Annotated in this window: 23 protein-coding genes; 12 read left to right on the top strand and 11 right to left on the bottom strand. The window is 61.9% G+C overall.

Annotated features, from left to right (window positions below):
• Positions 1–107 precede the first annotated feature (107 nt).
• The 8 genes from ABIE33_RS32895 to ABIE33_RS32860 form a co-directional block, all read right to left on the bottom strand.
• Positions 108–1,391, bottom strand: a complete 1,284-nt coding sequence (locus ABIE33_RS32895) for an SGNH/GDSL hydrolase family protein (RefSeq protein ID WP_429132862.1) — start codon at positions 1,389–1,391, stop codon at positions 108–110.
• Positions 1,392–1,400: 9 nt separating this feature from the next.
• Positions 1,401–2,150, bottom strand: coding sequence for an SDR family NAD(P)-dependent oxidoreductase (locus tag ABIE33_RS32890; protein WP_429132860.1), 750 nt, complete (start codon positions 2,148–2,150; stop codon positions 1,401–1,403).
• Positions 2,151–2,168: 18 nt separating this feature from the next.
• Positions 2,169–4,493 carry a DUF4962 domain-containing protein gene (locus tag ABIE33_RS32885; protein WP_429132858.1) on the bottom strand — a complete coding sequence of 775 codons (2,325 nt, stop codon included), beginning with the start codon at positions 4,491–4,493 and terminating at the stop codon, positions 2,169–2,171.
• A 65-nt stretch (positions 4,494–4,558) separates the two neighbouring features.
• Positions 4,559–6,127 carry an extracellular solute-binding protein gene (locus ABIE33_RS32880; RefSeq protein WP_429132856.1) on the bottom strand — a complete coding sequence of 523 codons (1,569 nt, stop codon included), beginning with the start codon at positions 6,125–6,127 and terminating at the stop codon, positions 4,559–4,561.
• A gap of 40 nt (positions 6,128–6,167) precedes the next feature.
• A complete protein-coding gene (locus ABIE33_RS32875) occupies positions 6,168–7,049 on the bottom strand; it encodes a carbohydrate ABC transporter permease (protein ID WP_057207292.1) in 882 nt (293 codons plus the stop codon).
• Positions 7,050–7,054: 5 nt separating this feature from the next.
• Positions 7,055–7,984: an ABC transporter permease gene (locus ABIE33_RS32870; RefSeq protein ID WP_429132869.1), complete on the bottom strand. Its 930-nt coding sequence runs from the start codon at positions 7,982–7,984 to the stop codon at positions 7,055–7,057.
• Positions 7,985–7,992: 8 nt separating this feature from the next.
• Positions 7,993–9,102, bottom strand: coding sequence for an ABC transporter ATP-binding protein (locus tag ABIE33_RS32865; protein WP_429132853.1), 1,110 nt, complete (start codon positions 9,100–9,102; stop codon positions 7,993–7,995).
• A gap of 27 nt (positions 9,103–9,129) precedes the next feature.
• Positions 9,130–9,912, bottom strand: a complete 783-nt coding sequence (locus tag ABIE33_RS32860) for a GntR family transcriptional regulator (protein WP_429132852.1) — start codon at positions 9,910–9,912, stop codon at positions 9,130–9,132.
• Between the two features lie 211 nt (positions 9,913–10,123).
• Here ABIE33_RS32860 and ABIE33_RS32855 point away from each other — a divergent pair, with 211 nt between their 5' ends.
• From ABIE33_RS32855 to ABIE33_RS32805, 11 genes are all read left to right on the top strand, one after another.
• Positions 10,124–10,807 (top strand): GntR family transcriptional regulator, encoded by a 684-nt coding sequence (locus ABIE33_RS32855; protein ID WP_429132850.1) that lies wholly within the window; start codon positions 10,124–10,126, stop codon positions 10,805–10,807.
• Complete coding sequence (locus ABIE33_RS32850) at positions 10,797–12,248, top strand: aldehyde dehydrogenase family protein (RefSeq protein ID WP_429132848.1); 1,452 nt, start codon at positions 10,797–10,799, stop codon at positions 12,246–12,248. The genes ABIE33_RS32855 and ABIE33_RS32850 overlap by 11 nt, the downstream gene beginning before the upstream one ends.
• An 81-nt stretch (positions 12,249–12,329) precedes the next feature.
• Positions 12,330–13,076: an SDR family oxidoreductase gene (locus ABIE33_RS32845; RefSeq protein WP_429132846.1), complete on the top strand. Its 747-nt coding sequence runs from the start codon at positions 12,330–12,332 to the stop codon at positions 13,074–13,076.
• Between the two features lie 131 nt (positions 13,077–13,207).
• Positions 13,208–14,683, top strand: coding sequence for an ABC transporter substrate-binding protein (locus tag ABIE33_RS32840; protein WP_429132845.1), 1,476 nt, complete (start codon positions 13,208–13,210; stop codon positions 14,681–14,683).
• 159 nt (positions 14,684–14,842) lie between these two features.
• Positions 14,843–15,793 (top strand): ABC transporter permease, encoded by a 951-nt coding sequence (locus ABIE33_RS32835; protein ID WP_429132843.1) that lies wholly within the window; start codon positions 14,843–14,845, stop codon positions 15,791–15,793.
• On the top strand, positions 15,793–16,653 hold the full coding sequence (locus ABIE33_RS32830; protein ID WP_429132841.1) for an ABC transporter permease: 861 nt from the start codon (positions 15,793–15,795) through the stop codon (positions 16,651–16,653). Before ABIE33_RS32835 ends, ABIE33_RS32830 begins: the two co-directional genes overlap by 1 nt.
• A complete protein-coding gene (locus ABIE33_RS32825) occupies positions 16,650–17,663 on the top strand; it encodes an ABC transporter ATP-binding protein (protein ID WP_429132839.1) in 1,014 nt (337 codons plus the stop codon). Before ABIE33_RS32830 ends, ABIE33_RS32825 begins: the two co-directional genes overlap by 4 nt.
• Positions 17,660–18,634, top strand: coding sequence for an ABC transporter ATP-binding protein (locus ABIE33_RS32820; protein ID WP_429132837.1), 975 nt, complete (start codon positions 17,660–17,662; stop codon positions 18,632–18,634). The genes ABIE33_RS32825 and ABIE33_RS32820 overlap by 4 nt, the downstream gene beginning before the upstream one ends.
• Before the next feature lie 57 nt (positions 18,635–18,691).
• Entirely contained in the window at positions 18,692–20,083 is a 1,392-nt protein-coding gene (locus ABIE33_RS32815) for an amidase (RefSeq protein ID WP_429132835.1), read from the top strand.
• A 45-nt stretch (positions 20,084–20,128) separates the two neighbouring features.
• Positions 20,129–21,241 carry a 3-isopropylmalate dehydrogenase gene (gene leuB, locus ABIE33_RS32810; RefSeq protein WP_429132833.1) on the top strand — a complete coding sequence of 371 codons (1,113 nt, stop codon included), beginning with the start codon at positions 20,129–20,131 and terminating at the stop codon, positions 21,239–21,241.
• A gap of 431 nt (positions 21,242–21,672) precedes the next feature.
• On the top strand, positions 21,673–22,266 hold the full coding sequence (locus ABIE33_RS32805) for a histidine phosphatase family protein (protein ID WP_429132831.1): 594 nt from the start codon (positions 21,673–21,675) through the stop codon (positions 22,264–22,266).
• Positions 22,267–22,351: 85 nt separating this feature from the next.
• Here the strand turns inward: ABIE33_RS32805 and ABIE33_RS32800 are convergent, their stop codons facing one another.
• On the bottom strand, positions 22,352–22,807 hold the full coding sequence (locus ABIE33_RS32800; protein ID WP_429132828.1) for an SRPBCC family protein: 456 nt from the start codon (positions 22,805–22,807) through the stop codon (positions 22,352–22,354).
• 153 nt (positions 22,808–22,960) lie between these two features.
• Between ABIE33_RS32800 and ABIE33_RS32795 the strand changes: the two genes are divergently transcribed.
• Positions 22,961–24,019, top strand: a complete 1,059-nt coding sequence (locus ABIE33_RS32795; RefSeq protein ID WP_429132826.1) for an adenylate/guanylate cyclase domain-containing protein — start codon at positions 22,961–22,963, stop codon at positions 24,017–24,019.
• A gap of 226 nt (positions 24,020–24,245) precedes the next feature.
• Here ABIE33_RS32795 and ABIE33_RS32790 read toward each other — a convergent pair whose 3' ends face one another.
• Entirely contained in the window at positions 24,246–24,950 is a 705-nt protein-coding gene (locus ABIE33_RS32790; RefSeq protein WP_429132824.1) for a GntR family transcriptional regulator, read from the bottom strand.
• Positions 24,951–25,025: 75 nt separating this feature from the next.
• A complete protein-coding gene (locus ABIE33_RS32785; RefSeq protein ID WP_429132822.1) occupies positions 25,026–25,769 on the bottom strand; it encodes an aspartate/glutamate racemase family protein in 744 nt (247 codons plus the stop codon).
• Positions 25,770–25,779: the final 10 nt, after the last annotated feature.

Genomic DNA, 25,779 nt, shown 5'->3' with positions numbered 1-25,779 from the left:
GTACCTGTCTCAACGTCCATTAGTCCCTCCTAAGGTCTGAAAGAGGGACCAGTTTTAGGTGTCGCTACCGGACCAGTTTTACATGTCGCCTGACAATCCCAGATGGTTTAGCGGCGCGAGCCTAGGGCGGGCGGTTCGTTCTGGCGCAGTTCCGGAGTGGAGAACCGCATTGATGCTGGGCGCCCAGACGAGATAATGCGCAGGTTGAGCGCGAGCCGAAGCCTCTGCGATGGCATTTTGATTTTAATCGGCGGTGTCCTCAGCATGCCCGACCATGCCTCGTTCGGATATGGCGCGAGGTCGCCATCGCCGAGATCGAATGGTGCGAGTGCCTGCGCAGTCAGACCATCCGGGCTACAGTCTTCAAGCACAAGTGAAACGTCTCGCCAGCCGTCATGCGCGTCGACCTCGACCGCGCAACTTGCCCGGACCCAGGCGCCGGCCGGCAGAGGATTGATGAAATCTTCCGGCAAGATCTCCAGGACGCAATGGCCACTTTCCAGACTGACGTCTTGCCAGCCCGTCGGATGACCGGTGCTGCTGATGGTCCGGCTGGCGGTGATTTCGCAGTCGGATGACAGCGCGCCCGCAGGCGCGTTTGCGTTGCGCGGAAGTGGGCCGGGAACGATATTTCCGAGGGGATTGTCAACCGGGTCGAAACGATCGTCCCGTGCCCACCGTTCCGGAATGTGGGGAGCAAGCAGGCCGCTGAGGTACTCGGCTAACGCCTTGCCGACCGCATGGCCGCCCGGCACGGAAAAATGCGTGCCGTCATCGGAAAATCCGGCATGCGGAACGCCGTCGGCGCTATCCCAGTCCACCCAGGTACTGTTCCAGTCGAAGATATGGCAGCGGGCTCTGCGGGCCGCGAAGGCACGGCTTTTCTGGTTGATCCAGTGCGCCTTGGCACGCTCCGATCCGCCGGCGGGCCATTTTTGCGTGCCGCGGGCAAGGATCGGCAGCAGGATGACAAGCTTGCCGGCATCGAGCAGGCGGGACACGATCGCCTCGCGGGTCGCCTGAATGGTTTCCTTGGTCTCCACCATCATGTCATTGGTTCCGGCGTCGACGATGATGAGGTCGAAATCGAGAGCGAGGACCTGGTCTATCCGGTTGGCGATATCAAGGGTCTTCTGGCCCGAGACGCCGGCGTTAAGACCGGTGAACCCGCGTGTCACGCCCGCCCGCCCGCTCGGCTCCCATCCGGGGTGAACGCGCGGGTCGTGGAAGACAGCGATGTCAAGCTGGCCATTGGTCAGCACCTCCGCCCATGTCGACCAGCCTCTGGCCGACGACCGGATATGCCGCTCGCCGGCATCGTGGTTCTGCTGGACGAGCGAGGTCCCGAGCAGGGCGACCCTGCTCCCATGGATCGGAGATGTGACTGCCATGTTCCGGTCCTACGAGAAGAACGTGCCGCCGTTGACGTCGTAGCTGGCGCCGGTGATGAAGGCTGCCTCGTCGGAGACGAGGAAGGCGACCAGACTTGCGACCTCAGCCGATTGTCCCTCTCGCTTGAGAGGTGTCGCTGCCGCAACCCGCTCGCGCACTTCCGGTTTCGTGAAGGTGTCGTGGAAAGCGGTGGAGATCATTCCGGGGCAGACGGCGTTGACCCTGATCTTGGGGCCGAGTTCCTTCGACAGGCCACGCGTGAACGTCATCACGGCGCCCTTGGAGGTCGCGTAGGCGACGGCGCCGGGGCCACCGCCATCACGACCGGCCTGGGACGCGAAGGTGACAATCGATCCTCCTTCACTCATGGCGGGGACCGAGGCTTTGGTTGCGTTGAACAAAGATGTCAGGTTGACGTCTACCACTTCACGGAAGAACGCCTCGTCCATTTCGGACAGCGTCTTGCGGGCGATGATGCCACCGGCGACGTGCACGAGGCCATCAAGCCTGCCGAATTCCGACACGGCCTTGTCGACAGCGGCCTGCGCATCAGCCGCTTTGGTCATGTCGGCTTTAATGGCGACCGCCGTGCCGCCCGCCGCCTTGATCGCGCCGACGCTCTGTTCGGCGCCGGATGCCGAGCCGAAATAGGTGACGACGACCTTTGCGCCTTCCTTGGCAAGTCGTTCGGCGCAAGCCTTGCCGATGTCGCGTCCGCCGCCGGTGACCAGCACGACTTTGTCTTTCAGTCCGTTCATGGAAATATCCTTTCGTGATCAGAAGTTCTTTGGGATGACGATACGCAGCTGGTTGTCGTCGACATCGGTGAAGTAGATGTCGGCGCTGAACCCTTGGTCGTCGATGAAGTGGAAGACCCGTCGCCGCTCATCGAGCGAATAGGGCACGAGCAGGGTGACGAGCGTGTGCTTGCTCGCCGACGGCAGGCTGGCCTCGATATGGTATTGGGTTTCCAGGCCCTCGATGTCGGCGGCATCGACACCTTCGAAGCCTTCGACCAGGCGAATGTCGGGCGGGCCGGAGGTCGAATGCACGAACAGCCCGTAAAGGCCGGCGCGCTCTCCGGTCAGGCGGAAGCTGTTGGTGCCGACGTCCATCGGTCGCGTCGCATGAAACAACCATTGAATGGGCTTCGGCCGGGAGCATTCGATGCGGTCGACAAGCACCAGGAAATCGCTTGCGGTGAAGTAGACGTCGCGTTCCGCCCGCAGCACGTCGGGATCTGCGGCCCGATAGGCTGCCGTCGCGTCGCCGCTGATGAAGACATAGGACGGCTCCTCGCGCACAGTGACGATCCGCCCCCCGGCCTTCTTTGCAATCGTCTTGTCGCCGTCCGCATATTGACCTTTGCCGTCGATGAGGATGGCATTCTTGGAAATGGTCTGGCGTCGCCAGTTGCGGTGCATGGTGGAGTTGAAGGCCACGTAGTAGCCGCTCTGGATGGCCAGATCTTCGCCGAAGGCATAGAGCAGGAAAGCGTTCTGGTCGCCATGGCTGTGGCTGAGCGAGCCGAAGGTGCTGCTCTTGAACAGAAATTGGATATGCCGCTGCGGATCGTCCATGTATTTCTGGATGGCGACCCAGCCGATATCCTTGAACCATTTCACCGGCGGCAGGTCGCTCGGCGCCTGCGCTACGATCTGCGGATAGTCGTGGCGGTAGACGAGATCGTCGAAATTGAGATCCCACCAGCCGTAATTGTAGAACTCCGTCTCGGTTCCGGCGGCGTCTGCCTTCAGGCGCTCGTAGTACCACTGGTAGTAGGGGTTGCCGGTGACGCCTGCGAACTGGCGGACATTGTAGCCGACCTTCACTCCCGGCGGATCGCCAAGGGTGGAATCGTCGCCGAAACAGGCACGACGCGTACCCGGCGCCTTGGTGTAGAGGGGGAAGTCGCCGGTCTTATGGAAGAACGGCCGCTTGTAGAGGTCGACGTCCAGGAAGTTCTTGATGAGGTTGGCGGCCTCCGTCAGGTAGGCGATGCCTGTCATCCAGTAATGCGGCCCCTCGGCCCAGCCGCCATCCGCATCGCCCCACGGCGAGTAGAGTGTGAACAGGAATTCTATCGTGTAGTCGAGCCAGTCTTCCGCCTCGTCGCTTTCTCCCGCAAGGGCGATGCAGGCCGCCGTCAATGCCGCCGATAGCGAGCGCACGGCGTGACTGTCATAGGGGAAGACATGGATGCGCGCGCGCCACAGGACATGGTCGGCGACCTCGCGCGTTCGCGCCAGCAGAACCTCGCGGACCTCGGTCCGTTCCGCGTCGTCGAGATGATCCCACAGCCAGTCGTAGCCCCAGGCGAGCGCGGTTACGACCCGGAAAGCGGCCTCGTCGTTGTAGGAACGCGCGGTGGCGCCTACGCGGTCCCATCGAGCGATCGACAGCAGCCATTCGCGCGCCTTGGCGATCAGCGCGGGATCGTCGAGGATTACCGCGGCGATCGCCAGGTGGCGCACCGCGTAGATGGCTTCCTGGCAATCGATATACATCTGCCGCCAGAGTTTCGCGACGCGCACGTTGTTCGGATAGAGGGCGGGCTCCGCGATGAAATCGCGCGAGAGCCATGGTGTGACGGACTTGTCGAAAAAGCCCTGCCAGCCGCAATGATCGGCGTCGGCCTTCAGGCGCTCGCGGAAATCACTGACTTCGGTCGGACCGAGCCAAAGTCGTGGGTGGCGAAGATCCGCAGCCTTCCAGCGGACTTCTGCACGCGGCAGCGGTGTTTCCGGCAAGCCGGGCAGGATCTCGAATGTTCGCACGCTGCTCCAGGCGGACACAACGGTTTTCGATGCGTTATCCCAAAGCGCGAAGGCCCAATGATAGATGCCGGGCTCGAAGGTCACATCCGGGGTGAAGAAGTTCCAGGCAAGGTCTTCGAACAGCAGCGTATCGGCCGGTGGAAAGGATGGATCCCGGGACACCTTCAGTGCATAGCGGGCATTGTCGTCCAGCGCCGGCAGCCAGCTGAAGCGCGGCGGGTTCTCCTGGATGGCGGAGCCGTTCGGCTGATAGGTGATCGTCAGCGTGCCGGGTCTCGGCTCGTCGAGATAATGCAGTCGCGTGGCTTCGTCAGCTTTGGGCATCGAAAATGACGTCCTTTAACAGGTCGGGGAGTGAATAGGGCGCGGCCGCGCCGCGCCCTGATGTGTCAGTTCTTGGCGTACTGGCGGTCGTAGGCTGTCTGCATGACCTCGATGACCTCGGGCAGACCAAGCTGCTCGAGACGCGCCTGATAGGCATCCCAGGAGGCGTCGACATTCTGCGCGCCGAGCACGAAGGTCTGCTGCATCTCGGTCATGTATGTGAGCAGGCTCGGCCAGTACTTGTCGTAGACTGCCCGTTCCTCGGCGCTCATCGAGACGCCGGTGAACTCGGGCTGCAGCAGGCCGGGTTCCTTCTCGTACATGGCGATCCCGTCGAGGGCCATCTTGTTGGTCCACTGTTCTTCGGACGGGTAGGACGCCCGGTAGCCGCGCGGCACACCGGCGCCGATCTCCCACATCTGGGCGTTAACCGGCTTTTGGTTCTTGAGGACGCTGTCCTTGTAGACAGGCTTACCGTCCTTCATGTCGTAGTTGACGCCCTCGACACCCCAGTTGGAGAGGATTCGGCCCTTTTCGGAGAACCAGAAGTCGAAGTACTTGATCGTCTCGGCGGGATGCTGGTTGGTGTAGGAGATCGCCCAACCGGCTGGCTGGACGGTCGCGCGCCGACTGTCCTCGAAGCGCTTTCCCGACGCCGTTTTCGGTGGCAGCATCGGTGCGAAATTGATGCCTGGAACGCTGTCCTTCAGGGCCTCGGTGTAGTTTGAGGTGCTGGCGAACCAGTCATGGGTCATGCCGCCGAGATTGTTGCCGAGCATGTATTCGCGAACGCGTGCGCCCCGGGTAAAGACTTCCGTGTCGATGAGCCCTTCGCCGAACCACTGGGCAACCTTTGAAATCCCGGTCTTGTAGTTATCCGTCGTCCATGGGTGCACGATCTTGCCGTCCTCGACCATGAAGTCGCCGTAGCGTTCCGATCCCGAGACGCGCGCATCCCACATGTTGATGAGCCGCACCGCCTCGATCGGCTCGCGGGCGAAATACGGAACCTCGTCCTTCTTGCCGTTGCCGTTGGGATCTTTTTCGCGAAATGCCTTGAGCACGGTGTAGAGCTCGTCGACGTTTTGCGGCTCCTTGAGGCCGAGCTTGTCCAGCCAGTCCTTGCGGATGAACCAGGCACGCGAATACTCTCCTTCCGGGACATAAGGGATGAAGTAGATATGCCCATCGGGCGCGCTGATGGCGCGGCGGACAACCGGATGATCGTCGAAGAACTTCTTCAGGTTGGGCGCGTTTTCCGCGATCAGGTCGTCAAGCGGCAGGAAGGCGCCTTCCATGCCGTAGCGGATAAAATCGTCCTTGAGCCCACCTGTCACATCGCCTCCCACGATATCAGGCAGATCGCCGGACGCCATCAACAGGTTGAAGGCGTCGCGGCTGTTGCTGGTGGCAAGTGAGGCCACGTTCTTGACATGGATTCCGGTCCATTCGGCCGCTTTCTTCTCGACGGGCCAGTTCTCCGTGTAGACGTACTTGTCACGGAAATGGAAGTGGATCGTCAGTTCGAGCGGGTCATCGACGATCTTCGTCGACGTGTCTTCGGCGGCGGCGCTCCCGAATTGCAGAAGCGCGCACGTGGCAAGTAACGAAAGCTTTTTCCCAAAACGTCTCATTCCATTTCTCCTCCTTAAACAGAACTGGCGTCGTTGACCGTTATTCCTTGACCCCACCAAGGGTGATGCCCTTGTTGAAGTACTTCTGGATGCTCGGATAAATCAGCAGGACCGGAATGATTGAGGCGATCATGATCGCGGCTGTCACGGTTTCGAATGAGTAGCGCGAGCTCAGCAGGCTGCTGGCAAACTCGTCATTGGCGGTGAGGTCGACGATGATGCGCTTCAGGTAGAGCTGGAGCGGGATCTTTTCCTCGCCGCGCAGCAGGACCATGGCCCAGAAATAGCTGTTCCAGCGCGAGACGATGCAGAACAGCCCGACGGTGATGATGGCCGGCTTGGACAGCGGAATGAATACTTTCCAAAGCAGCTGCCATTCACTGGCACCGTCCATCTTCGCCGCTTCCTCGAAGGATTTCGGCACGGACTCGAAAAAGTTGCGCAGCAGGATGACGTTGAAGGCGTTGCAGGCGAAGCCGATGATCAGGCCGAAGCGCGAATCCAAAAGGCCAAGGTCGCGCATGTTCAGGAAGAACGGGATCATCCCGGCATTGAACCAGAGGGTGAACGCCACCATCAGGTTCAGGAATTTTCGGCCACGCAGCCTTGTTCGCGACAGCGCGTAGGCGCCGGGGATCATGATCGCCAGACTGACCGCGGTGCCGCCGAACGTGTAGATGAAGGTGTTGCCGTAGGCGATCCAGAAGAGGCGGTCGGACAACACGAATTCATAGGCCGCAAGCGTCAGGTCCTTGGGAAACAGGATGACCTGTCCGGACGTGACGGCCGCACCTGACGAGATCGATACCGCCAGCAGATAGATGAACGGATAGAGGGTCGACAGGACGAACAGTCCAATCAGGGCCGCATTCGCATATCCGAAAATACGATCGCCGCGCGAGTATAGGCTGAAAGTGGCCATGACATTCACCAGAGCGAGGTTGATGAGACCTTCCGGCTGATCCGGTTGGCCGTGAAGACGAGGGCGAAAGCGATGACCGCGTTGAACAGGCCGGCTGCCGTGGCCAGGTCGTATTGGGTTCCTTGCAGGCCGGTCCGGTAGACGTAGGTCGAGACAACGTCGGCGGTGCGGTAGGTGGCCGGCTGATAGAGCAGGATGATGTATTCGAAACCGACCTCGACCAGGTTGCCGACGCGAATGATCAGCATGATGATGATCGTCGGCAGAATGCAGGGCAGGGTGATGCGCCACATCATCTGCCAGCGCGAGGCGCCGTCGACGCGGGCCGACTCGTAGAGTGTCGGGCTGATGCCGGCTATGGCAGCGAGATAGACGATCGATTCGAAGCCTGCCTCTTTCCAGACGTTGGAGCCGATGAACACCGTGCGGAACCATTCCGGCTGCGTCAGGAAGTAGATCGGATCGAACCCGAGGCTGGACAGCACGAGGTTGACCACGCCCGTGGTTGGCGACAGCAGGTTGATGACGATGCCTGCAACGATCACCACCGAGATGAAGTGTGGAAGGTAGACGACCGTCTGAGAGAAACGGCGACCGACTTCGCTCTGAAGCTCATTGAACATCAAAGCCAGGATGATCGGCACCGGGAAGGCGAAGATCAGCCCGAGGCCGCTGATGGTGATCGTGTTGATGAAGGCGCGGATGAAGATCTGGTCATTGAGCAGCGTCCGGAAATTGTCGAGGCCGACCCAGGGACTGCCGGCAACGCCACGGAAGGGGCTGAAGTCCTTGAATGCGATCTGCAAGCCTTCCATCGGCTTGTAGAGAAAAAGCAGGAACCAGACGAGCATGGGCAGCAACAGCACATAAAGCTGCCAGTCTCGGCGAAGATCCTCGGTAAGATCCTTGATATGCTGGGCGATCCTCGATGCCATCATCTGCCTCACGCCTGTCCGTTGATGGCTTTGCCGGTTTCCACGTCGAAGACGTGAAGCCTGGTGGTGGGGATTGCCAGCCTGGCGACATCCGACAGGCTCTTTCCGTCTATGGGCGTATCAACCTTGGCGACGACCGGCTGGCCGCCGATCCTGCAATGAAGCAGCGCTTCCGAACCGAGAGGCTCGACGAGGTCCACGGTGGTCGCTATCTCCTGGATATCGGCCCCCGGGCCGGCTTCGATCTCGAGGTGTTCGGGCCGCAGGCCGACGAAGACCTTCTGGCCGGCACGCATGCCGGTGGCGGCTGCAGCAGGCATGCGGAACTGGACCGGAACGTCGCCGTCGACGCAGGCAACGGCGCCACCGTTTGCCGCTTCCACGCGCGCTTCGACGAGGTTCATGGGCGGCGACCCCAGGAAGCTCGCCACAAAGGCGTTGGCCGGATTGAGGAAAAGCTCCATGGGCGATCCGACCTGTTCGACGCGCCCGCCATTCATGACGACGATGCGGTCGGCGAGGGTCATGGCCTCGACCTGGTCGTGGGTGACGTAGATGCTGGTGGCGTCCATGCGCTTGTGCAGCCGCTTGATCTCCGCGCGCATCTGAGTGCGCAACTTGGCGTCGAGATTGGACAGCGGCTCGTCGAACAGAAACACCTGTGGCTTTCGCACAATCGCGCGGCCCATCGCCACGCGCTGTCGCTGGCCACCCGAAAGGTCAGCGGGCTTCCGCTTGAGGTAAGGCACCAGATCGAGAATGGCGGCCGCCTCGTTGACCGCGGCTTCGACGACGTCATTCTTCTCGCCACGGACGCGCAGGCCAAAGGCTATGTTTTCCGCGACATTGAGGTGAGGGTAGAGCGCGTAGTTCTGGAACACCATGGCGACGTCGCGATCTTTCGGCGCGACCCGGTTGACGACGCGGCCGCCGATCGAGATCGTGCCGTCCGAAATGTCTTCGAGCCCGGCCACCATGCGCAGGGTCGTGGACTTGCCGCAGCCCGACGGTCCGACCAGAACCACGAACTCTCCCGGTGATACCGACAGCTTGATGGAGTGCACGACTTCGAGTGCGCCGTAGCGTTTCACTACGTCGTTCAGTTCAACTGCAGACATTTTGTTTCCTCCCGACGGCGCCGGCCCTTAGGTCAGGTTGCGCCGCGGCCTCCGCTTTTCTGTCGTTGTCGCATTGATCGATTCAATGTAGCTCCACAGCTTCGGGTCGCGTGAAAGCTCGGTAATCTTGCTTTCGAGGGAGCCGAGGTGCCGGCTCATGGCAGCTACGGCCGCATCCGGCGACGCTTCGCGAATGGCATCGACGATAGCCCGATGTTCCTCGATGACTTCTGCGGTGCGGCGAACGCCGAACACCATCTTCAAATGGCGCATGCGATCGATCTCGCCCTTCGCCTGGTTGACGAAAGTCCACACGCCGCTCAGACGCGCCGCTGCGAAGATGGCTTTGTGAAAGCTCTCATCGAGCTCGAAGAAATTCGTGTAATCCTCGCTCTCCACGGCAGCAATCTGCTGGTTGAGGCAGAGCTCCAGGCGGCCGAGATCTTCGAACGTGTGGCGCTTGGCGGCTTCGGCTGCTGCCCCGGCCTCCAGCCGAAAGCGGATGAAGCAAGCCTCGATATAGCGCTGGACCTCGATCGTCGCGACGAACGTGCCGCCTTGCGGTACGACCTTGATCAGTCCTTCCTCCGAGAGGCGGATGATCGCTTCGCGAACCGGCGTCTTGCTGACATTGAGGATCGCGGCGACCTCCTTTTCCGGCAGTGCGCGGCCGGGCAACAACCTCACCTCGACGATCAGCTGCCGAAGCAGGCGATAGACCTTTGACGTCGTGTTGCCCGCGCCCTCGATCAGGGAGGGACGAAGCAGTTCGTCAAGTGGAAGGGCGGGTATGGTGACAATCTCAGACATATCTATCCGTCAACTGATATCTTAGTTGTAAGATTGATGTCTTAGAATGCTGTTGTCAACCTCAAATAATTCTCTTCGTTCAGCGAGGCTCTGCGCCTGGACGTCGCTGCTCCTGCGGCCCTGATCACACGGGACAGTTCGCTGGCGTATCAATCGCAATTGACATCGTCTGTATCCTGGATACAATTTGCCACGATCTTGGGAGGGATCAATGAGTCAAACCTTCGAATGGCGAAGCCAGTCGCGCCTTCTCGACGAAGTTGCCCAGGCGCTTCGCGAGCGCATCTATGCCGGCGTCTACGCGCCTGGAGCGACGTTGCGCCAGGAGCGGATCGCTGCCGAATTCGGCATCAGTCGCACACCGCTTCGCGAAGCCTTGCGAGTGCTGGAGCGCGACGGGCTCGTGGTGAACAAACCCGGCAGTGGCGTCAGGGTGGCCACCGCCGATCTGCCGAAACTTCTCGACGCTTATGCCGTGCGCGAGGCAATGGACGGTGTGGCAGCGCGCAATGCCGCCGAGCGCGCAACCGTATCCGAGATCAAGGCGCTCGCGAAACAGATCGAGCAGCAGCAGAAGGTCGTCGAGCGCTGGGATCCCGGCGCCTACACCCAGTCCAACGTCGTCTTTCATGAGGCCATCGTCAGCGCGTCGCGCAATGCGTCCCTGGCGTCGCTCGGACCACTTCTGCGGATGACTTCGCAGGTCTTCGCTCCGGCCTTTTCGCTTTCCAGCGAACGCGCCAGCACGGCTGTTGCCGAACACCGGCTCATTGTCGAAGCGATTGCGGCAAGGAACCCTGATCAGGCTGAAAAGCTGGCGCGCGCGCATATCCATGCGACAGCCATGAGATTGAAAACGCTCCTCCCGCAGGGCGAGACTGACAATGAGGCATGATGTGAAGACTTACGGCAATTTCATCGCGAACACGTGGCAGGACGCAATTGGCGGCGAGCACATCGCCGTGAGGGATCCCTCCAACGGCGAAGTATTCGCGCGTATTGCCCGGGGAAACCGGGACGACATCGATCTTGCCGTGCGCTCGGCGCGCTCGGCACTCACAGGCCAATGGGGGCATTTGACGGCAACCGAACGCGGACGGGTGCTAAGCCGGATCTCGACAGCGGTGCTGCGCAACATCGACCTCTTGACGGAGCTCGAAGCGCGGGATGTCGGCAAGCCCCTGACGCAGGCACGGGCGGACGTCGTCGCGCTCGCGCGGTATCTGGAATTCTATGGCGGCGCTGCCGACAAGGTGCATGGCGACACCATCCCCTATCAGAACGGCTTCACCGTACTGACGGTTTACGAGCCGCACGGGGTTACGGGGCATATCATCCCCTGGAACTATCCGATGCAGATCCTTGGCCGGAGCCTCGGCGCAGCCCTTGCCATGGGCAATGCGGCCGTGGTCAAGCCGGCCGAGGAGGCGTGCCTGACCATCCTGGAGTTTGCACGCATCGCCGAAGAAGAGGGCCTGCCATCAGGCGCGCTGAACGTCGTCACGGGGTTAGGCGCAGAAGCAGGTGCCGCACTTTCCGAACACCCTGATGTCAACCACATCTCGTTTACCGGCTCTGTGGGCACCGGCGAGATGGTGCAGGCGGCGGCGGCGAAGAATGCAGTGCCGGTGACGCTCGAACTCGGCGGCAAGTCGGCACAGATCGTCTTTGCCGATGCGGACCTCGACCGGGCCTTGCCATTCTTGGTGAACGCCGGCATCCAGAACGCCGGGCAGACCTGCTCGGCCTCGTCGCGCATCCTTGTCGAGCGCGCCATCTACGAAGACGTCGTGGCGCAGATGAGCGAAAGATATCGCGCGCTCAAGGTCGGCCCGGCCAGCGCCGATCTGTCGCTTGGCCCGGTCGTCTCGCACAGGCAAAAGGCGATCATCGAGGGCTTCCTTGCCGATGCCGCCAAGGATGGCCTGAGGGTCGCGGCGCAGGGCGAGATCGTCGCCGACGCACCCGCAGACGGCGCCTATGTCGCCCCGACATTGCTGCGCGATGTGCCGCACGAGCACCGCACGGTACAGGACGAAATCTTCGGCCCGGTCCAGGTGATCATGCCGTTCGACAGCGAGGAAGAAGCCGTTCGCCTCGCGAACGGCACCGCCTACGGTCTCGTCTGCGGGGTCTGGACAAACGACGGTGGCAGGCAGCTGCGCATGGCGCGCGCTGTCCACGCCGGTCAGGTCTTCGTCAACAACTATGGCGCCGGCGGCGGCGTCGAGCTGCCGTTCGGTGGCGTCAAGAAATCGGGCCATGGCCGCGAGAAGGGTTTCGAAGCCCTCTACGGCTTTGCCAGCATGAAAACTATTTCTGTCTACCACGGCTAGAGCGGATGAGGAAAAGTGTGAGCGGTTTTCCGCCCGCATCCCGCTCTAACCTATGATCTAAGTTTGCCTCGGGAGGAACACGTGTCACTAGAAGGTAAAGTCGCTCTCATCACCGGCGCAGGCTCCGGCTTCGGCGAGGGCATTGCAAAACGTTTCGTCGAAGGCGGTGCAAAGGTGGTCGTTGTCGACCGCGATGCCGCAGGTGCTGCGCGCGTGGCTAGCGAGCTCGGTAGCAATGCGTTTGCCGTCGTCTGCGACATCTCCAAGTCGTCGGACGTCGAAGCCGCCGTTGCAGCGAGCCTCGAGAAGTTCGGCCGCGTCGACATTCTCATCAACAATGCCGGTATCGGCCACAAGCCGCAAAACGCCGAGCTGGTGGAGCCGGACGAGTTCGACAGGATTGTCGGCGTCAACGTGCGCGGCGTCTATCTCATGACACGCGCCCTCCTGCCGCACATGAAACAGAACAAGACAGGCGTGATCGTCAACATCGCCTCGACTGGCGCCAACCGACCGCGGCCGAACTTGGCCTGGTACAATGCAACCAAGGGCTGGGTGGTCTCGGCGACCAAGGCGCTGGCGATCGAACTTGCGCCCTTCAACATTCGCGTCGTTGCGCTCAACCCGGTTGCCGGCGAGACGCCGCTTTTGACGACCTTCATGGGTGAGGATACCGAGGAAATTCGCCAGAAGTTCCGCGATTCCATTCCGTTGGGGCGCCTGCTGAAGCCCGAGGATCTCGCCGAGGCTGCCGCCTTCGTCGCATCGCCACAGGCGTCGATGATCACCGGCGTTGCTCTCGATGTCGATGGAGGACGTTCGATCTGATGACTGTCCTTTGAGATGCGCTAAGGTCGCTGTAGCACTTTGATTCACTGCATGTTTTTGTCCTTCAATCGGATACGATTAAAGGAACATGCAGTGGGACGATAACAACCAAACCGCAAAGCGGGGGAACCATGCTTAACTTGACGAAATGGGCACTTGCTTCGTGCTTCATCGCCGCATCGCTGACGACGGCCATGGCCAAGGACACGATTACCGTCGGCCAGGTGCTGGAGCCGCCGGGCCTCGACCCGACCGCGGGCGCCGCCGCGCCGATCCGCTACATCACCTACGGCAACCTGTTCGAAGGTCTGATGCGCGTGGTTGAAGACGGCACCGTCAAGCCGCTCCTGGCCGAGAGCTGGGCTGTCTCCGACGACCAGAAGACCTACACGTTCAAACTTCGTCAGGGCGTCAAGTTCCACGACGGCACGCCCTTCGAATGCTCGATCGTCAAATTCTCCTATGAGCGCGCTGTAGCGTCGGACTCCACCAATGCGCAGAAGGGGCTGTTCGAACCGATCGAAAAGACCGAGTGCCCGGATCCGGCGACAGCGGTCGTGACGCTCAAACGCCCGGCGTCCAATTTCCTGTTCAACATGGCCTGGGGCGACGCGGTGATGATCGCGCCGGCATCGGCCGCCGACAACAAGACCAAGCCTGTCGGCACCGGCCCGTTCAAATTCAAGGAATGGGCGAAGGGCGACAAGGTCGTGCTTGAGAAGAACGCTGAGTATTGGGGCGAACCGGCCAAGCTCAGCGAAGTCACCTTCAAATTCATCAGCGACCCCTCGGCCGCCGCAGCCGCCGTTCTTGCCGGCAACATCGATGCTTTCCCGATGTTCCAGGCCGCCGAACTCGTCAGCCAGTTTGAGAGCGATCCCAACCTCCAGGTCGAGGTCGGCAGCACGTCCGGCAAGGTGGTGCTCGCGCTCAACAATGCGAAGAAGCCGTTTGACGACGTCAGGGTCCGCCAGGCGCTCGCCCATGCGATCGACCGGAAGACGCTGGTCGAAGGCACCTATTCGGGCTTCGGCGCGACGATCGGTTCGCACTATTCCCCGGTGGAGCCCGGCTATGTCGATCTCAACGAGACCTACCCTTACGACCCGGGCAAGGCGCAGCAATTGCTTCAGGAGGCCGGCGCTGAAGGTCTGGAGATGACCATCATGCTGCCGCCGCCCGCCTATGCGCGTCGCGGCGGCGAGATCATCGCGGCGATGCTCAGCGAAGTCGGCGTGAAGGTGAACCTCGTTCCGATCGAATTCGCGCAATGGCTCGACCAGGTGTTCAAGAACTCGGATTTCGACGCGACGATCATCGCACACGCCGAAGCCCGCGATCTCGATATCTATGCCCGCGACAAGTACTATTTCAACTACCAGAATCCGGACTACAAGGCGCTCTACAAGTCCTTCACGCTCGCGTCGACGGAAGCCGAGCAGCTGGATCTCGTCGGAAAGCTCCAGCGCAAGCTGGCGGCCGATGAACCGAACGTCTTCCTCTATGCCCTTCCGAAGATCGGCGTGTGGAACAAGAAGGTGAAGGGTCTCTGGAAGAACATGCCGGTGCCGGCGGACGACCAGACCCAGACCTATTGGGAGAATTGATCGATTCTCATGAGGTAGAGCGGTATGCGGGCGAAAACCGCACACACTTTTCCTCATCCCGCTCTAGCATCCGCCCCCTTCACGAAAGGGGGGCTGATGCAGATCAGCCGTCGACCGTACCCGGTGCCGGTCAACGCTCGCTCATTCCGGGAGGTTGATGTGATTTCCTTTATTGGCGGTCGCCTCGTGTCGCTCGTTTTGACGACACTGGTCGCCTCAGTCATCGTCTTTCTGCTGATGCAGGTGCTGCCCGGGGACCCGGCGGTGCTGATGCTTGGCATGAACGCCGATCCGGATGCGATCGCGGCGTTGCATCGGCAGTTAGGCCTCGATCAACCCATCTGGATCCGCTATCTCCACTGGATCGGCGGCTTCGTCGTCGGCGATTTCGGTATGAGCCTGACCTATTCCGTTCCGATCCGCGAACTGCTCGGGCCGCGCATCCTGGTGACATTGCCCCTGGCTCTCCTCTCCATGTTGATCTCGGTCGTGGTCGCAATCGCCATTGGCGTCTATGCTGCGGCCAACCGTGGCAAGGCCGGCGACACCGTCGTCATGGGCATCGCCCAGGTGGGCGTCGCCATCCCCAATTTCTGGCTGGCACTTCTCTTCATCCTGCTGTTCGCGCTGAAGCTTGCCTGGTTCCCGGCCTCCGGCTTTTCCGGCTGGGAAGGCGGCATCTGGAGCGGCCTGCACTCGCTCATTCTTCCGGCCTTTGCGCTTGGCCTGCCGCTCGCCGCCATTCTCGGGCGCGTCACCCGCTCGGCCGTGATCGAAACGCTCGGGGAGGACTTCATCCGCACCGCCCGCGCCAAGGGGCTTACGCGCGCTGGCGCCCTGTGGAAGCATGCGGTGCCCAACGCGCTTATTCCCGTCGTCACCATCATCGGCCTGCAGTTTTCTTTCCTCCTCGCCGGCACGATCATCATCGAAAACGTCTTCAATCTGCCGGGCGTCGGCCGGCTGGTGTTTCAGGCGATCGCGCAGCGCGACCTGGTGACCGTGCAGACGCTGGTGACGCTGCTTGCCGCTTCCGTCATCACCATCAATTTTCTGGTGGATCTCGTTTACGGCTATCTGGATCCACGTCTGTCGAGGGGAGGGCACTGATGTCCGATTCCGCAATCGCCTCGGAACCAGGCCTGTTCTCCAAGCTACTCGGCAGCCGAAGCCTGATGTTCGGCGTCACCGTCACCGCCATCCTCGTGGCGATGGCCGTGGTTTCCACCGTCTGGACGCCCTTCTCGCCGACAGCGATGAATTTTCGCGACAAGCTTCAGGGGCCGAGCCTCACCCATTGGTTCGGCACCGACAATTTCGGCCGCGACATCCTTTCGATGATCATGGCCGGTGCGCGCAACTCGATCGCGGTCTCGATCGTCGCGGTACTGGTCGGCGCCGGCATCGGCGTGCCGCTTGGTGCCTGGGCTGCGGCCCGCGGCGGCTGGGTCGATGGGCTTGTCATGCGCATGAGCGATCTTGCCTTCGCCTTTCCGGCACTGCTGACGGCGGTCATCATTACCGCCATCTTCGGTCCCGGCGCGACCAATGCCATGATCGCCATCGGCATCTTCAACATTCCGGTTTTTGCCCGCGTCACCCGCGGTGCGTCGATGGGGCTGTGGAAGCGTGAATATGTGCAGGCGGCACGCTGCGCCGGCCGCGGCGACGTGGCGATCACGTTTCTGCACATCCTGCCCAACATCAACCACGTGCTGCTGGTCCAGGTGACGATCCAGTTCGCGCTGGCGATCGTTGCCGAAGCTGGCCTATCCTATGTCGGCCTTGGCACTCAGCCGCCGATGCCGAGCTGGGGCAAGATGCTGAACGACGCCCAGACCTTCATCTATCAGGCCCCTTGGCTTGCCATCTTCCCGGGACTTGCGATCACGTTCGCCGTGCTCGGCCTCAACCTTCTCGGCGATGGCCTGCGCGACATTCTCGACCCGCGCGTGAGGCGACAAAGATGACAGCACCCTTGCTTCAAATGGCCGGCATGTCGGTCGAACTCTCAGCGGGCACGAGCCAGGCCGATATCGTTTGCGATGTCGATATCGAGCTCAATCGCGGCGAACGCCTCGGTATCGTCGGAGAATCCGGCAGCGGCAAATCCATGACGGCGCTCGCCGTGATGGGACTTCTGCCGCAGCGCATGCGGGTGCGCGGCGAGTTGCTGTTCGACGGCCGCAACCTCGCGGACCTGCCCGAGGCCGAATTCTGCAGATATCGCGGCCGGCGCATCGCGATGATCTTTCAGGAACCGATGACGGCGCTCAACCCGGTCAAGTCGATCGGCGCCCAGATCGCCGAAGGGCGACGCCTTCATTTTGGCGAAACCAGGGCCGATGCCGAAAGGAAGGCGCGTGCGCTTCTGGACCGGGTCGGCCTGCCGGCACCGCGCTTCGACCTGGATCTCTATCCGCATCAGCTTTCCGGCGGCCAAAGGCAGCGCGTGATGATCGCCATGGCGATTGCCTGCGAACCGGACCTGTTGATCGCCGACGAGCCGACGACTGCGCTCGACGTGACGGTGCAGGCGCAGATCCTCGATCTTCTCGACGACCTGATCGAAGACACCGGCACGGCACTGATGCTGATCACGCACGATCTCGGTGTCGTTTCCGAAATGACCGACCGCATCGCCGTCATGTATGCCGGGCGCATCATCGAGACGGGGCGCACCGACGACGTCTTCGCCCGCATGGCGCATCCCTACGCGCGTGGGCTGTTTGCCGCGTCTCCGCACGGAGCAGCGCTTGCACCGCGCCAGGCCGGAGGAAGACCAAGGCTGAACGCAATCCCGGGCATCGTTCCCGATCCCTTTGCGCGGCCTGCTCATTGTTCTTTTGCGCAGCGCTGTGCCTTCGTTCAGCCGGACTGTCAGCGGGCGATACCGCCGCTGGATCTGATCGATACCGACAGGAATGTGGAGCATCGCGCCGCCTGCTTTCATCCACGCGAAAGGATGGTGGCACCATGAGCGATGTCATTATGAGGACCACCGATCTGGTGCGCGAGTACCAGTTGCCGCGCCCCTCGATCTTTTCCAAGCAGGCCAGCTTGCGGGTGCTGCACGGCGTCAGCGTCGAGCTTGCCGCGGGCAAGAGCCTCGGCATCGTCGGAGAAAGCGGTTCCGGAAAATCGACGCTTGCGCGCGCCGTCATGGGTCTGGAGCGCCCGCAATCAGGGCAGGTTTCCATTGCCGGCAAGGATATCTACTCGCTGGACCGGGCGGCACTGCGCGAGGCGCGCAAGGGGTTCCAGGCGATCTTCCAGGATCCCTACGGGTCACTCGATCCGCGCCATACGGTGCGGACGATCATCTCCGAGCCGATCGTTTCGCTGGAGCGTGGAACCGGTACAGCCGAGCGCAACCGGCGCATTGCGGAGGTGCTGGAGGCGGTCGGTCTGCCGCTTGCTTCAGCTGACAAATATCCGCACGAATTCTCCGGCGGCCAGCGCCAGCGCATTGCCATTGCGCGCGCGCTGATTACCCGGCCGGCACTGATCGTGGCCGACGAACCGGTTTCGGCGCTCGACGTGTCGATCCAGGCGCAGGTTTTGAACCTGATGATGGATCTGCAGGAGAGGCTCGGCCTCTCCTATCTGTTCATCAGCCACGATCTCGGCGTGGTTCGCGCCATTACCGACCGGGTCGCCGTCATGCATCTCGGGCGGATCGTCGAGGAGGGACCGACGAACGAGGTGTTCGACAACCCGCGGCACCCCTACACGCAGGCGCTTGTGGCCGCCGTACCGAAACCCTTTTCCGGACGCCGCAAGCGGGTCCGGTCGAATGCACCGCCGCAAACGCCCGTCCACACCGCCACGACATCAGAGGGCTGCGCCTATGCCGCCGTCTGTCCGCGCAGGCAGGATATCTGCCTGACCCAAACGCCAGAGGCCAAGCCGGTCACCCCGGCTTGGTCCGCCCGCTGTCACTTTGCCTAAAACTTTTTGAAAGTTCTGCAATTCCCTGGAATTGCGCTTATTGCAGGAACCCGCTCCATGTCCGATCTCGCCGACTTCTCCGCCATCGACCTTGTCGAGGCTTACCGCCTTAGAAAGCTCTCTCCCGTTGAGGTCGTTGATGCCGTCATCGCGCGCATCGATGCCTCGGAGCCGAAACTCAATGCGTTGTGGGCCTATGATCCGGAGGAAGCGCGTGAAGGCGCAAAAGCGTCGGAAGCGCGTTGGGCCAGGGGCGAGCCTCTGGGCGCGATCGATGGCGTGCCGGTGACGATCAAGGAGAACATCGCGACGAAGGGAACGGCCGTGCCGCTTGGCTGTGCCGCCGTGCCGCTGGTGCCGGCTTCCGCCGATGCGCCGCCTGCGGCACGCACCCGCGAGGCGGGCGGCGTCATTCTGGCCAAGACCACCATGCCTGATTACGGCATGCTCTCGTCCGGCCTTTCCAGTTTCCACAAGCTGGCGCGCAATCCGTGGGACCTCACGACCAATCCCGGCGGTTCGAGCGCCGGTGCGGGGGCGGCCGCGGCCGCCGGTTACGGCCCGCTGCATATCGGCACCGATATCGGCGGTTCGGTCCGCCTGCCGGCAGGCTGGTGCGGCATCGTTGGTCTGAAACCGTCTGCGGGCCGGATCCCGATCAATCCGCCCTTCATCGGCCGCGTGGCCGGGCCGATGACCCGCACCGTGGCTGATACGGCGCTTTACATGTCCGTGCTGTCGAAACCGGACGTACGCGACACGATGTCCTTGCCCTATGCCGACATCCCCTGGCTTGACCTAGACCGCGATGTCAGGGGCTTGAAGATCGGCCTGTGGCTCGATGCCGGCTTCGGCCAGGCGGTCAGCGCCGAAACGGAAGCGGCGGTCAGTCAGGCCGCAAAGCTCTTGGCAGATGCCGGCGCGATCATCGAGCCTGTCGCACCGTTCCTCACCCGCGAGATGATCGATGGTCTCGATCGCTTCTGGCGCGCGCGTGGCTGGGAGGACGTATCGCGCCTGCCACCGGAGCAGCAGGCGCAGATATTGCCCTACATCTTCAACTGGATCGAGACGGCGAAGGATTTTTCCGGTCGCGACGTCTATACCGGCTTCGCCCAGATCGACGCCATGCGGGGTGCCATCCACGCGGCGTTGACCGGCTTTGATTTCATCCTTTCGCCGACGGCACCGACAGCCTCCTATCCCGCCGAATGGGCCTCGCCGATCAATGACCCGCAGAAGCCGTTCGAGCACATCGCGTTTACGGTTGCCGTGAACATGGGCGGACAGCCCGCGATCTCGATCAATTGCGGCTATACCGCCAGCGGTCTGCCAATCGGGCTTCAGATCATCGGACAGCAGTTCGACGATATCGGCGTCCTGCGCCTCGCACGAGCATTCGAGACCCTGCGTCCGCAACAGCGGCCATGGCCCAAGGTCGCCGCATGAGCCGCTCTGCACCAATACAAAAACTGAAACGACAGGAGTGCCGAAATGGCCGATCGTAAGCTTTTCATCCTTCCCGGCGACGGCATCGGCCCGGAAGCCATGGCGGAAGTCCGCAACATCATCGCCTACATGAATGCCGAGCTTGGTGCCGGCTTCGTGACCGATGAAGGCCTTGTCGGCGGCTCGGCCTATGACGCCCACGGCCAGGCGATTTCGGAAGGGGACATGGCCAAGGCGCTTGCCGCCGATGCGGTACTGTTTGGCGCCGTCGGCGGTCCGAAATGGGATGCGGTGCCTTATGACGTCCGTCCGGAAGCCGGTCTTCTCAGGCTACGCAAGGATCTGCAACTGTTTGCCAACCTGCGCCCGGCGATCTGCTACCCCGCCCTTTCCGCCGCATCGTCGCTGAAGCCGGAACTGGTCGAGGGCCTCGACATCCTGATCGTGCGCGAGCTGACCGGCGGCGTCTATTTCGGCGAGCCGAAGGAAATCATCGATCTCGGCAACGGCCAGAAGCGCGGCATCGACACCCAGGTCTACGATACCTACGAGATCGAGCGCATCGCCGGCGTCGCCTTCGAACTGGCGCGCACCCGCAACAACCGCGTCTGCTCGATGGAAAAGCGCAACGTCATGAAGTCGGGCGTGTTGTGGAACCAGGTGGTGACCGAAACCCACAAGGCGAAATATTCCGACGTTGGGCTCGAGCACATGCTGGCCGATGCCGGCGGCATGCAGCTGGTGCGCCAGCCCAAGCAGTTCGACGTCATCGTCACCGACAACCTGTTCGGCGACATGCTCTCGGACGTGGCGGCGATGCTGACCGGCTCGCTCGGCATGCTGCCTTCGGCCTCGCTCGGCGCACCGGATGGCGTCACCGGCAAGCGCAAGGCGCTCTATGAGCCGGTGCATGGCTCGGCACCGGACATTGCCGGCAAGGGCATCGCCAACCCGATCGCCATGATCGCCTCGTTCGCCATGTGCCTGCGCTACTCCTTCAACCTGACGAAGGACGCCGACAATCTGGAGAAGGCGATCGCCACCGTGCTCGACAAGGGCATCCGCACCGGCGACATCATGGCCGAAGGCGCACGCCAGGTCGGAACCGTCGAGATGGGCGAAGCCATCCTCACCGAGTTCAAGGCTCTTTCGGCCTAATTGGCGAAAAGGCACCGCTCGGACGGCGCCCCCCAATTTTCCACCACACCTCCGGAGCGATCCGGAGGTGTTTTACGTTGGGCCGTCTTGAATTTGGCGGCTGACGGAGCGCGTCATGTTCATAACGATCCAAAATCACCTGCGGAGACCGTATGGCGCAAACGCACGATGAAGCTCAAATCCGTCTAGACTTCAACGAAGCGCTCGTGCTCTTCGAGCCTCTTTTGCGTTGGCGACCGCACGTATTTCAAAAGCGGGAATTGCCCTGGAGAATGCAACCGATCTACGCCAAACGTCAGGGCAGCAGGAATACGCCAATTGGGCCATCACGCTTTTATCGATGTGCTCCATAAGTTAACCGCTACAAGAGACCAACCCTTCGGTCCAATAACTCACTTAATCAATGTGCTACGTCGTTTGGGGCAACTTCAATGATTTACCTGCTTCGCCATGGCGAGACCATTTGGAACACCTTGGGTCGGTTTCAGGGCCAGAAAGATTCGCCCCTTACGGAGCGTGGTTTCGAACAGGCGGATCGCGTGGCGAAGCTCCTTCAGAAGGAAATTTCGGACAGTAGGCAATCATTCCAGATGCACGTTAGCCCTCTGGGTCGAACGCGACAAACTGCAGACCGCGTGAAGCGGGTGCTGCCACTCGAAACCCACGACGAAGCTCGCTTAATGGAGGTTTCCGTCGGCTATTGGGACGGTATGACCAAGTTCGAGATCGATAACGAGTTTCCAGGAATGCTGGATGACTCCGACGCTTTCGACTGGTATTTCAAGTCTCCGGACGGAGAGAGCTTCGACGGTGCGTGCTCCCGTGCAAGGGACTGGATCGCAGATGTAACTGGACCAACAGTTGCGATTTCTCATGGGCTGTTTGGCAGATTGGTGCGCGGCGTATATTCTGGCCTTTCAAAGCGTGAGATGTTGGAACTGCCCGTTCCTCAAGACGGGTTTTATCGGCTTTGCGACGGTGAATGCAGTCTCATAAGCGGTTCCGTACCCGGCATGCTGGCGTAACGGCTTCATCCTTTGATCGTTGATCGATCACAAAACCAATGCAGCCGGGAGACCCAGGTGCCGCGATAATGGCCGCGAAAAGCAGTCATTCCCTGCCGGTGCGGCCGTGCCAGGGGTCCGGCCCCGGATCATGCCCGCCGGCAACCTCGGCCAACCGGTCGAGGTAATGGGCCCAGCCTTCCGCGTGACCGGCGCACTGCTCGGCACTGGGCAGGCCAGTGTGGGTCAGGCGAAGCAGCGTTCCGTCCGGTTGTTCGACGAGGTCGATCTCGACAAGGCTCGACGCCGGCGGCACCACTTCGCTGTCTTCCCAGCCGAAGCTGTAAACCAGACGGTGCACCGGCACGACCTCGCGGAAGGAACCGCGAGCGAAGCGGGCCCCGGTGACGTTGACGAGGTAGAGCCCACCGCGCTGCGGCTCGATCTGCGCCTCCGTTCCCATCCAGCGCAGGATCTTCTCAGGATCGGTCAAGAGGGCGAATACCGCGGCGGGCGGAGCCGGTATGTGCGCTTCACGGCGGACGATGAGGGCCTCTTGCATCGGCTTCCCCTTTTGTTGCTGTGACCTGCCCAAACTACGGCGCAGGATGGACGGGCATCGGATCAGGTCCTTCCACGATGATATGCCCGCTGGGCCAGCTGCGCTACCACCTGCGCGGATGACAGGTTGGGGGACCTGACGGTATGATCATGCATGGATCTGCCCACACACCTCGCCTGGCTGGTGGACGAGGCCAGCGCCTCGCCTGGCCCCGACCGGTTCTTGGCTGAACTCGGCGGCCGGCTGCTGGCCGGCGGCTTTCCGTTGGTCGGCGGTACCCTGACACTGGCAGTGCCGCACCCGATCGTTACCCGCCGCACCTGGTTGTGGCGAGCCGAGACCGGAGCAGTGATCGAGGCGCTAGGCTTTGCCGGCAGCCAGCAAGGCCAGGCTGGGGGCGATTGGCTGAGCGCACTTGGCCCGGTGCACGAGGACGCGGTTGGCCTTGAGCCGGACGGGCGGTTGCTGGGCTGGGCCGGGACGCGTCCGTTCGACCTTGCTGAGGTCGACCGGCTGCGGCTGACCGCGCGCTTCGCCACCGCGCCCTTGGCTGCCTTGGCCGAGCGGGCGGCACTTGCAACGCTGCTCGAGGCCTATCTCGGCCGACGCAGTGCTGCCCGGGTGCAGGCAGGCGCGTTGCACCGCGGCACCGGAGAAACCATCCGCGCTGTGCTGCTTTGTGCTGATCTGCGGAACTTCACCGCCCTTTCCGAGGCGACGGAGCCCGCGGCAATGATCGCCGTCCTCGACGCCTGGTTCGACCGTGTTGCCGGTGCGATACACGCCTTCGGAGGCGAGGTGCTGAAGTTCATCGGCGATGGCGTGCTGGCGATCTTCCCCGTTGCCAGTGCGCCGGTCGACGCCTGTGAAGCGGCGCTGCGAGCGGTCGCCGCCGCCCGCGCAGGCATGGCCCACCTCGATGGTTTGCGACAAGCAGAGGGCCTGCCGCCGCTGCCCTTCGGCGCGGCGCTGCATCTTGGCGAAATGCTGTGGGGCAATATCGGCGCGGCCGACCGGCTGGACTTCACCGCAATCGGCCCCGCGGTAAATCTGGTCAGCCGACTGGAGGGCCTGTGCCGGCCGCTCGGCCGGTCGGTGCTGATCTCGGGCGCGGTCGCCGCCGAGACCATCACGCCGCTGGTGTCGCTGGGCGAACACGCGCTGCGCGGCATCGCGGCGCCTTGCGCCGTCTTCACTTTGCCGGATGCCTGAGCGGTTCGTGGCTGAAGTCGATCGTCGGTGGGATTGCCCAGCGACCTTTGCGCGTCTGACGTGACGCGCGGCGCTGTAAGAGACCGGTGTACGGGCAGTGCGTTGCCAAAAGAACCGTCACATGGGCCCTTACTGTAAGGCGAAAGCTACCGTCCATGAAGCGACGACATCTTCCGTTCGCCGCTTTGTTGTTTTTGCCATCCCAGTGGCTGTTCCCAGCCGAAAATCAGCGTAGCATTTCTGCGAGGCTCTTCGGATTGCCCGCCGGCCGGGCGAGCTCCAGGCCCGACAGGAGGTCAAGTAGATGTTCCTTCATCAGGTCGGCAGCCTTAGCGGATTCGCCTGCCTCGATGGCGTCGACGAGCGCATGATGCGCGTGGCTTTCACAGGTTGTGTCCCGCCGCTTCCAGTAAAGGGCAATAATCAGCGAGGAGTGCGAAACCAGATCACGGACGAAGTCGGTTAGGACGCAATGGCCGGCGATTTCCGCGATACCCACATGAAATCGCGCCGATAACATGATCGCGTCGCTATCGCGGCCGGCATGCAGCGCCTCATGCTCCTTGTCGAGATGGCGGCGCAGCAGCAATATGTCCTCCGGTTTAGCCACTTCCGCGGCAAGTGCGGCGACTTTGGGTTCGATCAGTGCGCGCGCTTCGAAGACCTCGCGCGCTTCTCGGGTTGACGGCTGAGCAACAAAGGCACCGCGATTGGGTTCGAGTCGTACGATGCGGTCGTGGGCCAGCGCTTGAAGGGCGGCTCGGATCACCGTGCGGCTGACCGAGTAGATCGACGCGAGCTCGTCTTCCGGCAGCTTCGTGCCCGGGGCGAGCCGATGTGCGACGATTGCGTCCCGGAGGCCGTAATAGATCGGCGACCAACGCGTGGCTGGCATCCGACTTTGGATTTCCGGATCGAGGATCGGCGACATGTTCATCGTTTCTGGTGGGCTCGTCTTTTGTCTCGCTCGCCGATGAACAACATCCTTGGGCATCCCGATGCATCCTTATTGCAGCTTGCTCAACCCCGGCGACAATGGCGCATAGTGACCGGCAAATTGCTTGACGAGTGGCGTGGCATAACCGCCGACCTTCGAGGTTCTCAGACCCAAAGCGCAAATGGCTTCGGCAAGCTTGACCGCGCAGGCCACGCCGTCAAGCACCGGCACCCCATATTCGCTCGAAAGCTGGTCGGCCAAATCGGCCATCCCAGCACAACCGAGTACGATCGCTTCTGCTTTGTCTTCGGCGATCGCACGAGCAATTTCAACCGAGATCTTTTGGCGGGCTTCAGAACCCGGCTTTTCTAGATCGAGTACGGCAACATCCGACGCCCTCACCTTGGCGCAACGCGAGGACAGGCCGTATTTCGATAAATTATGCTCAATCGCCGGCACTGATCGCGCGAGCGTCGTGACGACGCTGAACTTACCGGCGATCAACGTTGCAAGGTGAAACGCCGCTTCGCCAATTCCAATCACCGGTGCGCTTGTCGCGCAGCGCGCCGCATCGAGACCGGTATCGTCAAAACATGCGATCACATAGGCGTCCATATCGCCTGCCTTAAACATTTCGGCGAGAATGCCAGGCACCACGAACGCCTCATCGAAATAGCCCTCGATACTTGGTGGGCCGTCGTTGGGATTGACCGCGATGATGCTGGTTCTGGCCGACGCCGCGATCTTTGCCGCCTTGCCGATCTTGCCGGTCATCGAGGTCGTCGTGTTGGGATTTATGACAAGGATGCGCATGTCTGGTCCT

Source organism: Ensifer sp. 4252, assembly GCF_050434565.1.
Classification (GTDB): Bacteria; Pseudomonadota; Alphaproteobacteria; order Rhizobiales; family Rhizobiaceae; genus Ensifer.
The sequence above is the reverse complement of the archived record's forward strand: the minus strand, read 5'-3'. Positions and strand labels throughout refer to the sequence as shown.